The sequence below is a fragment of the Pseudomonas sp. OG7 genome (assembly GCF_014192825.1).
In the GTDB taxonomy this organism is placed as follows: Bacteria; Pseudomonadota; Gammaproteobacteria; order Pseudomonadales; family Pseudomonadaceae; genus Aquipseudomonas; species Aquipseudomonas monteilii.
On the sequence record NZ_JACHYK010000001.1, the window covers coordinates 728,348 to 741,040 of the forward strand.

Annotated in this window: 12 protein-coding genes; all 12 read right to left on the bottom strand. The window is 64.2% G+C overall.

Annotated elements, in window-relative coordinates; translation table 11 throughout:
* Positions 1–70 precede the first annotated feature (70 nt).
* Positions 71–1,336: an urea ABC transporter substrate-binding protein gene (gene urtA / locus FHW75_RS03355; RefSeq protein WP_016712223.1), complete on the bottom strand. Its 1,266-nt coding sequence runs from the start codon at positions 1,334–1,336 to the stop codon at positions 71–73.
* 185 nt (positions 1,337–1,521) lie between these two features.
* The gene (cycA, locus tag FHW75_RS03360) at positions 1,522–2,928 is read right to left on the bottom strand and encodes a D-serine/D-alanine/glycine transporter (RefSeq protein ID WP_183673119.1); all 1,407 of its coding nucleotides are present in this window, start codon (positions 2,926–2,928) and stop codon (positions 1,522–1,524) included.
* A 159-nt stretch (positions 2,929–3,087) separates the two neighbouring features.
* A complete protein-coding gene (locus tag FHW75_RS03365) occupies positions 3,088–4,455 on the bottom strand; it encodes a PepSY domain-containing protein (RefSeq protein ID WP_183673121.1) in 1,368 nt (455 codons plus the stop codon).
* 58 nt (positions 4,456–4,513) lie between these two features.
* Positions 4,514–6,580 carry a TonB-dependent copper receptor gene (locus FHW75_RS03370; RefSeq protein ID WP_027610059.1) on the bottom strand — a complete coding sequence of 689 codons (2,067 nt, stop codon included), beginning with the start codon at positions 6,578–6,580 and terminating at the stop codon, positions 4,514–4,516.
* Between the two features lie 66 nt (positions 6,581–6,646).
* A complete protein-coding gene (locus FHW75_RS03375) occupies positions 6,647–7,078 on the bottom strand; it encodes a DUF2946 domain-containing protein (protein ID WP_016712219.1) in 432 nt (143 codons plus the stop codon).
* Between the two features lie 22 nt (positions 7,079–7,100).
* The gene (locus FHW75_RS03380; RefSeq protein WP_019098902.1) at positions 7,101–7,586 is read right to left on the bottom strand and encodes a copper chaperone PCu(A)C; all 486 of its coding nucleotides are present in this window, start codon (positions 7,584–7,586) and stop codon (positions 7,101–7,103) included.
* 46 nt (positions 7,587–7,632) lie between these two features.
* On the bottom strand, positions 7,633–8,022 hold the full coding sequence (locus tag FHW75_RS03385; protein ID WP_019098903.1) for a DUF2946 domain-containing protein: 390 nt from the start codon (positions 8,020–8,022) through the stop codon (positions 7,633–7,635).
* Positions 8,023–8,167: 145 nt separating this feature from the next.
* The gene (locus FHW75_RS03390) at positions 8,168–9,022 is read right to left on the bottom strand and encodes an SPFH domain-containing protein (protein ID WP_016712216.1); all 855 of its coding nucleotides are present in this window, start codon (positions 9,020–9,022) and stop codon (positions 8,168–8,170) included.
* Between the two features lie 26 nt (positions 9,023–9,048).
* Complete coding sequence (locus FHW75_RS03395; RefSeq protein WP_016712215.1) at positions 9,049–9,486, bottom strand: NfeD family protein; 438 nt, start codon at positions 9,484–9,486, stop codon at positions 9,049–9,051.
* A gap of 89 nt (positions 9,487–9,575) precedes the next feature.
* Positions 9,576–10,295 carry a cobalt-precorrin-6A reductase gene (locus FHW75_RS03400; protein ID WP_019098904.1) on the bottom strand — a complete coding sequence of 240 codons (720 nt, stop codon included), beginning with the start codon at positions 10,293–10,295 and terminating at the stop codon, positions 9,576–9,578.
* On the bottom strand, positions 10,292–11,386 hold the full coding sequence (locus FHW75_RS03405; protein WP_183673123.1) for a cobalt-precorrin-5B (C(1))-methyltransferase: 1,095 nt from the start codon (positions 11,384–11,386) through the stop codon (positions 10,292–10,294). The genes FHW75_RS03400 and FHW75_RS03405 overlap by 4 nt, the downstream gene beginning before the upstream one ends.
* Positions 11,379–12,590: a precorrin-6y C5,15-methyltransferase (decarboxylating) subunit CbiE gene (cbiE, locus tag FHW75_RS03410; RefSeq protein WP_183673126.1), complete on the bottom strand. Its 1,212-nt coding sequence runs from the start codon at positions 12,588–12,590 to the stop codon at positions 11,379–11,381. The genes FHW75_RS03405 and cbiE overlap by 8 nt, the downstream gene beginning before the upstream one ends.
* Between the last annotated feature and the right edge of the window lie 103 nt (positions 12,591–12,693).

Below are 12,693 nucleotides of genomic sequence, written 5' to 3' on the forward strand. Positions count from 1 at the left end.
TACACGGTCGGCGCTGAACCTGTAGGCGCGGATTTATCCGCGAAAGGGCTGCAAAGCAGCCCCAATGCACTCAGTTACCTTTCACTGCATAGTCCGGGCGCTTGTCATTCCCCGGAATGAACGGGCTCCACGGCTGCGCCCGCAGCGGCTGTTCGGTTTCCCACACCACGCTGAACTGCCCGTCATCCTGAATTTCGCCGATCATCACCGGCTTGTGCAGGTGGTGGTTGGTCTTGTCCATGGTCAGGGTGAAGCCCGATGGCGCCTTGAAGGTTTGCCCGGCCAGCGCTTCGCGCACCTTGTCCACATCGGTGGACTTGGCTTTTTCCACGGCTTGCGCCCACATGTGGATACCTACGTAGGTGGCCTCCATCGGGTCGTTGGTCACGGCCTTGTCGGCGCCCGGCAGGCCCTTGGCCTTGGCGTAGGCCTTCCAGTCGGCAACGAACTTCTGGTTCACCGGGTTATCCACCGACTCGAAGTAGTTCCAGGCGGCCAGGTGGCCCACCAGCGGCTTGGTGTCAATGCCGCGCAGCTCTTCTTCGCCTACCGAGAACGCCACCACCGGCACGTCGGTAGCCTTCAGGCCCTGGTTGGCCAGTTCCTTGTAGAACGGTACGTTGGAGTCGCCGTTGACCGTTGAGATGACCGCCGTCTTGCCGCCTGCGGAGAACTTCTTGATGTTGGCGACGATGGTCTGGTAATCGGCGTGGCCGAACGGCGTGTACACCTCTTCGATGTCCTTGTCGGCCACGCCTTTGCTGTGCAGGAAGGCGCGCAGGATCTTGTTGGTGGTGCGCGGGTAGACGTAGTCGGTGCCCAGCAGGAAGAAGCGCTTGGCACTGCCGCCGTCTTCGCTCATCAGGTATTCCACGGCCGGGATCGCTTGCTGGTTGGGCGCGGCGCCGGTGTAGAACACGTTCGGCGACATCTCTTCACCCTCGTATTGCACGGGGTAGAACAGCAGGCCGTTGAGCTCCTCGAACACAGGCAACACCGACTTGCGCGACACCGACGTCCAGCAGCCGAACACCACCGCCACCTTGTCCTGAGTCAGCAGCTGGCGGCTCTTTTCGGCGAACAGCGGCCAGTTGGAAGCTGGGTCGACCACTACCGGCTCCAGCATCTTGCCGTTCACACCGCCCTTGGCGTTGATCTCGTCGATGGTCATCAGCGCCATGTCCTTGAGCGAGGTCTCGGAAATGGCCATGGTCCCGGACAGCGAATGCAGGATGCCGACCTTGATGGTCTCGGCGGCCTGGATACTCCAGCTCAGGCCCATCGCCGCAATCGATGCGCTGAGGGTAAAGGCCTTGATCAGACTGCGACGCTTCATGTGCTCTCTCCGCTGAGTTTTTATGTGTTGGGCAAGCGGGGAGGGGGGGTGCAAGGGGTGTGCCTAGTGGCGGAAGGTGCGTAATAGAGGGGTTGTGCGAGGTGTTGGGGCGTTGGTTGGATCCAGATTGGTGCCTGGGATATTTGTGTGCACAGGATTGGGGCTGCAAAGCAGCCCCAGGGCTATCAGCCGTTACGCACAGCCGAGCGTGGATGACGTCTGCTGCGCACACCCTGATAAGTCACTGCCAGCAGCACGAACCAGATCGGCGTCACCAGCAGCGCCGAACGCGTATCTGCCTCCAGGCTCAGCAACACCAGGATGAAAGCGAAGAACACCAAACACACGTAGCACATGAAGCGCCCGCCCGGCATCTTGTACTTCGACGCCTGGTGCAGCGCTGCACGATGCTTGCGGTACTTCAGGTACGACAGCAGGATCAGCGTCCACACGAACATGAACAGCACCGCCGAAACGGTGGTCACCAGGGTGAACGCCTCGACCACGTTCGGTACCAGGTAGATCAGCACCGCACCCAGCAACAGGCAGGTGCAGGAGAAGTACAGGCCGTTGGCTGGCACCGAGCGGCTCGACAGTTTTTCGAACGCCTTGGGTGCGTCACCTTCCTGGCTCAGGCCATAGAGCATGCGGCTGGTGGAGAACACGCCACTGTTGGCCGAAGAGGCCGCCGAGGTCAGTACCACGAAGTTGATGATGCTGGCTGCCGCCGGCAGGCCGGCCAGTACGAACAGTTCCACGAACGGGCTCTTGCCCGGCACCACGTCGCGCCACGGGGTCACGGCCATGATTGCAATCAGCGCCAGCACATAGAAAACGATGATCCGTACCGGGATCGAGTTGATAGCCCGTGGCAGGGTGCGCTCCGGGTTCTTCGCTTCGGCTGCGGTGGTGCCCACCAGTTCGATACCGACGAACGCGAACACGGCAATCTGGAAACCGGCGAAGAAGCCCATCAGGCCATTAGGGAACATGCCGCCGTCATTCCACAGGTTGGCCAGTTGCGCCGTGCGCCCGCTGGGCGAAGTGAAGCCGGTGATGACCATGTACAGCCCGGTGGCGACCAGGCCGAGAATGGCGACGATCTTGATCAGCGCGAACCAGAATTCCATCTCGCCGAACATCTTCACGGTGACCAGGTTCAGCGACAGCAGCAGCCCTACACAGGACAGCGCGGGTATCCACTGTGGAAGGTCCGGGAACCAGAACTGCGTATAGGCCGCGATGGCCACCACGTCGGCAATACCAGTGACCACCCAGCAGAACCAGTAGGTCCAGCCGGTGAAGTAACCTGCCCAGGGGCCGAGCAGGTCGGCCGAGAAGTCGATGAACGACTTGTAGTTGAGGTTCGACAGCAGCAGTTCGCCCATGGCACGCATGACGAAGAACAGCATGAAGCCGATGATCATGTAGACGAAGATGATCGATGGCCCGGCCAGGCTGATGGTTTTGCCCGAGCCCATGAACAGGCCGGTACCGATGGCGCCACCGATGGCGATCAGCTGGATGTGGCGGTTGGTCAGGTTGCGTTGCAGGTGTTGCTCTTCGGGTGGTGTGGATGAGGTTTGCGTCATAGGCTGCATTCCCTTGTAAGGTCGGTCTTCTTGTCTGAGGTAGCCGGTTAGGCTAACACGCGCGTTCCAGTTCGGGGCGCGACAGATCGACTCTACATTTGGGTAGCAGTGTTCTGCCTGTGCCGGCCTCATCGCGGGTAAACCGGCGCAGGCTAAAACTCAGGCGCTGGCCAGCACCCGACGACGGCGTACCACCAGGCTATCCACCACCCACATCACCACCATCGACACCCCCACCAGCGGGAACATCACCCCCAGCACCAGCATCACCCCCACCGCCGTCTTCCACCGCGGCAGGTCATGGCGCAGCGGCGGTACGCCCAGCCCACCCGTTGGCCGGCGCTTCCACCACATCACCAGCCCGCTCATCGAGCCCAGCAGGATCATCAGGCACACCAGCAGGATGATGATCTGGTTGAGGGCGCCGAACATCTTGCCTTCGTGCAGCATTACCCCCAGCTCGGTGGCGCGGGCGACCGGGCTGTAGTCCTGCCAGCGCACATCAGCCAAGACCTTGCCGGTATATTGGTCGACATGCAGGGTGGCGTCGTTGCGCGGGTCGTCGGCAAACACGGCAATGGTGAACACGCCGTCTGCCGTGGTCGGCAGGGTGATGCTGTAACCCGGCTCGACCTGGCGGGCAGTAGCGATGTCTTCGACCTGCTGCACGCTCACCTGGGGGGCTGCGGGCATGTCCGACATCATGTGGTGCCCGGCGTGTTCGGCGTGCGCGCCGGACTGCGGCATCGGCGTGTTCTCCATCGCCCAGGGCACGGTCTGGCGGTGCGCACTGTTCAATTCACCCGCCTGCTGGTCCGACTTGGGCACGTCGTTCCACATGGCCGCCGGGAAGCGGTTCCACACATCGGCGTACTGCTTGCCCCACAAGCCGGTCCAGGTCATGCCGCTGACCAGCATCAGCAACAGCAAGGCCGAGCCCCAGAAGCCGGTTACCGCATGCAGGTCGCGCCACAACAGCCTGCCGCGTGACGACAGCCGTGGCCATAGCACGCCGGCACCGTTGCGTCCGCGCGGCCACCACAAATACAGGCCCGACACCACCAGCACGATGCCCCAGCCGGCCGCCAGCTCCACCAGGCGGTCACCAACCGTGCCGACCATCAGTTCGCCATGCAGGGCGCGGGCGATGGCTTGCAGGTTTTGCTTGCCGTCCTGCTCGCCGAGGACCTTGCCGCTGTACGGGTCGACAAACACATTCAGTTCACGCCCGCCGTCATGCACCACGAACTGCGCACTGCGCTCCGCGTTCAGCGGCGGCAGGTACTGGCCGACGTGAGCCTTGGGGTAGGCCTGGCGCACTTCGGCCAGCATTGCATCGGCGCCCTGTCGGTGGTGGCCGGCTTCGACCACCATCAGGTCGCGGTACAGCAGCGGGTCGAGCTGCGGCTTGAACAGGTAGATGATCCCGGTGATCGCCAGCAGGATCATGAACGGGGCCACGAACAGCCCCGCATAGAAATGCCAACGCCAGGCCAGGTTATAGAAATTGATGCGTGTTCCTCTCATGGGAACCTCCTGTGTGACCAGCTGATGGGCGCAACCGAAGTTGCGCCCGTTGTTGTTGTCAGAAGCTGAAATCGACCTTGGTCCAGAAGGTCCTGCCTGGCTCATTGACCGGCTGTGGATCTGTAGCCGGGTAGCCGAACCCGGCGTTCCCGGCCAGGTTCAAGTGCTCGGCGTAGGTTTTGTCGAACAGGTTGTCGACCCCCGCGCTGAGCTTGAGGTTGTTGTTCACCTTGTAGGCGCCATTGAGCGAGAACACGCCGAAGCCGGCGCTCTTGTCGTAGTCCTTGCCGACCACGTTGCCCTGGTTCTCGGCAATGCGGTTTTGCGCCGCCACCAACCGCCACAGTGCGCCGACGCTCCACACATCACGGCTGTAGGTCAGGCCCAGGCGGCTCTCCAGGGGTGGCATTTGCGGTAGCGCTTTGCCATCACTGCTGTTCTTGCCCCAAGCGTAGGCCAGCGTGCCGTCGGCCTTCCAGTTTTCGGTCAGCTGGTAGGCCGCGCCCAGTTCGCCGCCCATGATGCGGGCGTCGATGTTCTGTGCCTGGGAGGTGCTCATGCCCATCATGCCGGTGCGGTAGTCGAACAGGATGTAGTCGCGGATCTGCCCGACATAGCCCGAAGCCCAGGCTTCCAGGCGCTCGGTGCGGTACTGGATGCCGAAGTCGAGCTGGGTGGTTTTCTCCGGCTTGATACCGTCAAAGGCGTTGGCCGCCCCCGGTGGTGCCAGCTTGGGCGAGAACAGCTCCCAATAGTCGGGGAAGCGCTGGGCGTGGCCGAGGCCGATGTAGGTGGTGGCCGGGATGGCTGCCAGGTCGTGCTCATAACGGACGAAGCCGCTGGGCAAGGTGTCGGCGCGAGTGTCGCCTTCGGTGGCGCTGCCTTTGCGCAAGTCACGGGCCGAGGCGCGGTCCAGGCGGGCACCGGTAATCAGCCGGTCCTCACCGCTGACGTACCAGGTCAGTTCGCTGAAAGCGCCGTAGTTGTGGAAGTCGGCGTCCTTGGTCCAGGCCTGGCCCTTGTGCGCGTCCACGCCCATGCCACCGCGCTTGCGGTGTTCGTTGGTCTGCGCGTCGATGCCGCCGATCAGTTGCACGTCGGCCCAGCGCCAGGTGGCCTTGATGCGTGCGCCCATGGTGCGGCGGTCGACGTTGCTGACCATCGGCATGCCCATCATGCCGCTGCCCGATGGGGTGCGCAGGCTGTAGTTGTCCATCACATGGTCGGCGTAGTTGTAGTAGACCTGCGCCTCGACCTTGTCGAGCACCTCGCCGAGGTTGGACTTTTCAAAGCGCAGGCCCAGGCTTTCGCGCTTGAACTGCGAGCCGTCCATACCACGCCCGGCATAGCGGGCCTCGCCATCGCCCTTGCCGGCAGTCAGCTCCAGCAGGGTGTCCTGGTCGGGCGTCCAGCCGAGGGTGACATCGCCGTTCCATTTTTCCCAGCGCGACGGCACGGTGTCGTTGTTGCCGTCGTGGTAGTCGTCCGAGCGAGACTGGTTACCGACGAAGCGGGCATAGGCCTGGCTGTTGCCGGCGGCGGCATCCAGCACCTTGTCGAAGCGGCCGTTGGAGCCGGCCAGCAGGCTGGCGTTCACCCGGCTGCCGAGGGTGCCGAATTTCTCTGGTTCGCGTTCGAAAAGGATGGTGCCTGCCGAGCCGCCCGGGCCCCAGATCACGCTTTGCGGGCCTTTGATCACGGTGAGGCGGTCGTAGGTTTCCGGCGAGATGTAGGACGTGGGCGCGTCCATGCGGTTGGGGCAGGCGCCCAGCATCAGGCCACCGTTGGTGAGGATGTTCAGGCGCGAGCCGAACATGCCGCGCAGTACCGGGTCGCCGTTGGTGCCACCGGCACGTATTGCCGAGAAGCCGGGGATGGTCTTCAGGTAGTCGGCGCCGTCGCTGGCCGGTACGGGCTGGCGCGGGTCTTTCGGGTTGGTGACCACGGTCAGCGGCGAACTCGGGGCCACGGCGGTGATCACCGTCGGGCTCAGCTCGGGGGCTTCGTGCACATGGCCCTCATGGCCAGGGTCGGCGGCCAGGGCCACGGGCGCGAGCAGCGAGCCGCACAGGGCGGCGATGGTCCCACGCAGGGACAAGGCAAAAACAGGGGTGCAGCCGGACATAATGATTCCAGTCGATCAGTCATGAGTTAGCGCGAAGCCTCCTGGCTCCGTGCGCAAAATGTGGGTTCAGACGCTGATCGCGGAAGGTGGGGCGCGGCTGCGCGCACCGGGGAATACAGCCTGCCGGGCATGGCCCTGGTGCGTTGGCGCAAGCAGGTGGGGGGTGGGGACGACACTGCCGGCACTGAGCGGGCTGAGGGCCTGGGGCAGGGCCGGGCAGTTGAACAACAGGCTGCAGTAACCGCACTTTTCCCACATCACATGCAGCTGGCCATCGTTGCCGTGGCCGTGATGGGTGTCGCCGCCATGCTGATGGGCAGCCGTCATCGGCATGTCCATCGGCATGCTCATGCCGGCATGGTGGTCCATCGGCATCGACTGGGAAATCAGTGGGCCGATGAAGATCATCCACATGGCGAACAGGCTCAGCCATCCACCACCGGCGCGCCTGCGGTCAGGGCGGGTGGTACGGCTGATGCTGTTGCGCGGCAGGCTCATGGCGAGTGCCTGTCAGCAGGTGTCAGTGCGCGTGTTCGTGGGCTTGCGGCTGGTCCGCTGGCGCCTGCTTCTGCACGGCCACCTCAACAGTGATGTTGCCGGCCTTTTCGAAGTGCAGGGTCAACGGGAAGCGCTTGCCGTCGGTGAGCAGGCTGCGCTCCTTGGGCTGCATCAGCATCACGTGGTAGGCGCTGGGGGCGAAGGTCAGGTCCTTGCCGGCAGGTACCACCACGCTGGGCACCTGCTGCATCTTCATGGCGCCGCTGGCGCTCATGACATGCTCGTGCAGTTGCGCGTCATCGCTGATGGGGCTGTTGACGCTGAGCAGGCGGTCATCGGTCTTGCCATTGTTGTGCACCACGAAATACGCCGCGACGTTCGGCGCGTTGGGTGGTAACTGCAGTGACCAGGGGTGGGCGATGTGCAGGTCGCCCACGCTGTATTCGTGGGCATTGGCAAAGGCGCCAGGCAGCAGCAGGGCGGCCATGACGAGGGCGTGCTTGAGCATGGTGAATCTCCGTTCTGTTCAGGTTCAGGCAGACAACGTGATGAACTCAGGCCAGCGGAGAGGCACGGGGGTTGAGCGCAGGCCAAAGTTGGCGCGGCGAGGGTTGGTAGTCAGCCGGTGGCGACAATAGCCCGGCGAGCAGTGTCGGCGGGTTGTGCAACTGTGGCGGGTAGCCGGGCAGGGCCAGCAGCGGTGCGGCGCCCGAGCAGCACCAGCAGTTCATCATGCTGGCGCTGTCGTCGTTTTGCGTGCCGAGGTCGATCTTGGCCAGGGCCTGGACGTCGACTTTGGCCTTGTTGGCCATGCTGGAACAGAAAGCCCCCCACAGCAACTGCTCGGCCGGGCCCTTGGGCGCAGCAGAAGACAGCGGCATGGCCAGCAGGTTGAACAGCACTGCAAGGCAGGCTATCCAGGCAATGTGCCGACGTGGGGGCATGGAGAGATCCGGTCAGGAATCGTGGTGGGTATTGTAAGGCGGAGTATAGGTAAAAATGGCGGGGTGCGGTGAAGTGACGCAGGTGGGCAGTTGAAGCGGTGTCGTCTGCTTCGCGGGCGTGCCCGCGAAGCAGGTCAAATCAATCTCAGGCCTTGTTGCGGCCCATCAACCCCCGCACGGTCTCTTGCAGGTCAGCTGGCAACACCACCACCTTGGCATTGCTGCTGCCCGCCAGGTTCTCCATGGCCCCGACATAGCGCTCGCCCAGCAGGTACATGGCCGGCACGGTCTCGTTGCCCACCGCTTCCTTCACCAGCGAAATCGCCCGCGCCGAGGCCTCGGCCAGGCTGATCTGCGCTTCGGCATCCAGCCTGGCGGCCTGCAAGCGTGCTTCCGCTTCAAGGATCGCCGCCTGCTTGGCGCCTTCGGCACGGGTTACATCGGCCTTGCGCTCACGCTCGGCTGCCGCCTGACGCTCCATGGCGAGCTGCATGTTCTCGGAGGGCTTGATGTCCTGGATTTCCACCGAGCGCACGGTCACGCCCCAGTCTTCGGTTTGCTCCGACATCGCATCGCGCAAACGTGCCTTGATCTGCTCACGGCTGGACAAGGCTTCGTCCAGGTCCATGGCACCGACGATGGCGCGCAGCGAAGTCATGGTCAGGCTGGTGACGGCGAACGAGAAGTTCTGCACGCCGTAGGAGGCCTTCTGCGGGTCGACCACCTTGGCGAAGCACAGCGCGTTGGCGACGATGACTGCGTTGTCCTTGGTGATGATTTCCTGTTGCTGCACATCGAGGATGATGTCTTTGGTCGGCAGGCGGTAGGCGACCACATCCATGTAGGGGATGAGGATGTTCAGGCCGGGCTTGAGCGTGCTGTGGTAGCGGCCCAGGCGCTCGACGATCCATTCCTCGCCCTGGGGCACGATACGCACCCCCTTGAACACGGTGATCAGGACGAACAGGGCGATGGCCGCGACGACGATAAGGCTGGTCATGATGCGAAATTCCTTTTAGTGCAGGTTCAGGCCCGGATGACGCGGGCGGTGTTCCCCTCGATGGCGGTAAGGCGCACCCGCTCGCCAGCAGGGATCTCGCTGTCGGCGATGCAGGTCCATTCTTCGTTACCCAGAATCGGCTTTTGGAAGCGCACGCGGCCTTTCTGGAACTCCGAAACGCCAGCGGTCAGCAAGCCCACTTCACCGATCACGCTGTCGGCGGTCCAGCGCACATCCGGCTGCTTGCGCCGGAACAGCTTGAACCAACACGCGGTGGTGACCGACGACAGCAACACCCACAGCAATACCTGCATGTCCAGTTGCAGACTGGGGGCGGCCAGCGAGGTGAGCGAGACCAGCACGGCACCGATGCCGAACCAGAGGATGAAGAACGTCGGCAGGACCAGTTCGAGCAGGATCAGCGCGATGCCGAAGACCAGCCAGATCCACCATTGCATTTCCATATGGGTGAAACCTTCCGGGGTGGGGGAATTGAGTTTAAGGCAGTAGGGCGGTATCGGGCCACTTGGCAGGCTGGAAGAAAAATCTGAAATCAGTGTAGGAGCGCTGTTGCCAGATCAGTCAGTGAGCCGAATTGTCGGTCAACTTCCGGCAGCACCGGGCGCTTCAGGATCAGTACCGGCACATTCAACTCCCGCGCCACTTCGAGCTTCGGTTCGGTCGCCACACTGCCGCTGTTCTTGCTGATCAGCACATCGATCCTGCGGCGCCGGAACAACGCCCGTTCATCCTCGATATGGAATGGCCCGCGGGCACCAATCACTTCGCAACGCTCGTTGCCAGGGCATGCCTCCAACGCCCGCAAGGTCCAGAACTGTTCCGGCGGTATTTCGTCCAGATGTTGCAGCGGCTCTCGCCCCAGCGTGAACAGCGGCCTGCGAAACGGCTTGAGCGCCTCGATCAACGCCGCCCAGTCCTCGACCTCGCGCCAGTCGTCCCCCGCTTGCGCCTGCCAGGCCGGGCGTCGCAAGGCCCAGCACGGGATGCCGGCAATACGCGCAGCACTGGCGGCGTTGCGGCTGATCTGCGCGGCGTAAGGGTGGGTGGCATCGATCAACAGCGTGATACCGGCCTCGCGCAGGTAGCTGGCCAGGCCTTCAGCGCCGCCAAAGCCACCGACCCGCACCTGGCATTGCAGGTCCTGCGGCACGCGGCCGATACCCGCCAGGCTGTAAACGTGCTGCGGGCCGAGGCGACGGGCGATGGCCAGGGCCTCGGTGACGCCGCCCAACAGCAGAATGCGCGCAGTCATTGCACGCCCGCCCGGCCAACGATGCCGCCTTGGCGGTCGATGGCGAACACTTCCACTTGCACCTGTGCCGGCACCACGCTGCGGGCGAAGGCCAGGGCGTGGGCACACACGGCATCACCGAGGGCAACGCCGGCCGCATGAGCGAGAGCGAGTGCTTGCTGGCTGGTGTTGGCGCCGATGATGGCGGCCTGCAACGCTTCGTCAGCGCCAATGTCTGCAGCCCAGCCAGCCAGTTGCGGCAGGTCGATGCTGGAATGGCGGCTGTGCAGGTCCATGTGCCCGGCCGCCAGTTTGCTGATCTTGCCGAAGCCACCGCACAGGCTCAGGCGTGGCACCGGCACCTTGCGCAGGTGCTTGAGCACTGCGCCAACGAAATCACCCATTTCGATCAGGGCGATTTCTGGCAGGCCGTAGACGCGGCGCATGGTGTCTTCGCTGGCGTTGCCGGTGCAGGCGGCGATATGCGTGTAGCCGTTGGTGTGGGCCACGTCGATGCCTTGATGAATCGAGGCGATATAGGCTGCACAGGAAAACGGCCGCACGATGCCGCTGGTGCCGAGGATCGACAGCCCGCCCACTATGCCCAGGCGCGGGTTCATGGTCTTCAGGGCCAGTTGCTCACCGCCCTGCACATTGACCGTGACCTCGAAACCGCCGGGATAGCCACACTCATCGGCCAGGCGCTGCAGGTGTTCAGTGATCATGCGCCGAGGTACCGGGTTGATGGCCGGTTCGCCAACCGCAAGCACCAGCCCCGGCCGGGTCACGGTGCCGACGCCGATCCCCGCGACAAAGCGGATGCCCGTCTCGGCCAACAGACGCACCTGGCTGTAGAGCAAGGCGCCGTGTGTCACATCCGGGTCGTCGCCCGCATCCTTGAGGGTGCCGGCTTCGGCGCCTTCGCCGATCAGGCGGCAGAACTCCAGGCGCATCTGCACCACCTTGCCCTTGGGCAGGGTGATATCCACTGCATCGTCTTGCTGGCCGGTGAGCAGCAGCTTGGCCGCTGCCAGGCTGGTGGCGGTAGCGCAGCTGCCGGTGGTCAGGCCGCTGCGCAGGGGCGCCGGCTGTTCGCGGGTTTCTTCACGCATCGGCGGGCTTCATCACTTCCAGCAGGGTGATCGGCAGCGCCTGGCGCCAGGTGTCGAACGTGCCCAAGGGTTGGGCATGGGCGACATGCAGGCGGGTCAGTTCACCCCCGTGCTGTTCGCGAAAGTGCGCCAGGGCCAGTTCGCTTTGCAAGGTCACTGCGTTGGCCACCAGCCGGCCGCCGGGGCGCAGGTTCGCCCAGCAAAAGTCCAGCACGCCTTCACGGGTGACGCCGCCGCCGATGAAGATGGCATCGGGCTGTTCCAGGCCTTGCAGTGCCATTGGCGCCTTGCCGCGAACCAGTTGCAGGCCAGGTACGCCCAGCGCATCGCGGTTATGTTCGATGAAGCCCTGGCGGCCTTCGTCGGCCTCGATGGCCAGTGCGCGGCAGGCCGGGTGGGCACGCATCCATTCGATGCCGATCGAGCCGCAGCCGGCGCCCACGTCCCACAGCAGTTCGCCGGGCTGGGGCGCCAGGCGCGCCAGTGTGATAGCGCGGACATCGCGCTTGGTCAGCTGGCCGTCGTGCCGGAAGGCACTGTCCGGCAGCCCGGCCAGGCGATGCAGGCGTGGCGCTTCGGGTGAGGCCAGGCATTCGATGGCCACCAGGTTGAGCGCTGCGGTTTCGGCGTGCGGCCAGTTTTGGGCGGTGCCCTCCAATGCGCGTTCTTCCTGGCCACCCAGGTGTTCGAAAACCCGCAGGCGGCTTGGCCCGAAGCCACGTTCGCGAAGCAATGCTGCAACGGCCGCCGGGCTGTCGCCATCGTTGCTCAGCACCAGCAAGCGCACACCGCTGTGCAGGTGGGCATTGAGCGCCGCCAAGGGGCGGGCGACCAGCGACACCACTTGCACGTCCTGCAGCGGCCAGCCCAGGCGCGCAGCAGCCATGGCGCAGGAAGAGGGCATCGACAGCACGCGCATTTCATCGGCAGGCACCTGGCGCGCCAGGCTGGCGCCGACGCCGTAGAACATCGGGTCGCCGCTGGCCAGCACGCACACCGGCTCGCCGCGCAAGGCCAGCACCGGGGCCAGCGAGAACGGGCTTGGCCAGCCCAGCCGTTCGCCGGGCACGCAGCGTGGCAGCAAGGCCAGCTGGCGCGGGCTGCCGAAGATCCGCGCAGCACCCAGCAGCGCGCGCCGGGCCTGTTTGCCCAGGCCACTGAAGCCGTCTTCGCCGATGCCTACTACTGTCAGCCAGGGTGCCATGTATACCTCTTCAAGATTTTGGGGCCGCTGCGCACCCAAAAATCTGCTCAAACTCGAATGATGCTCGACCACCGGCTTTTCATGCCGCCGGACAAAGCAGGCA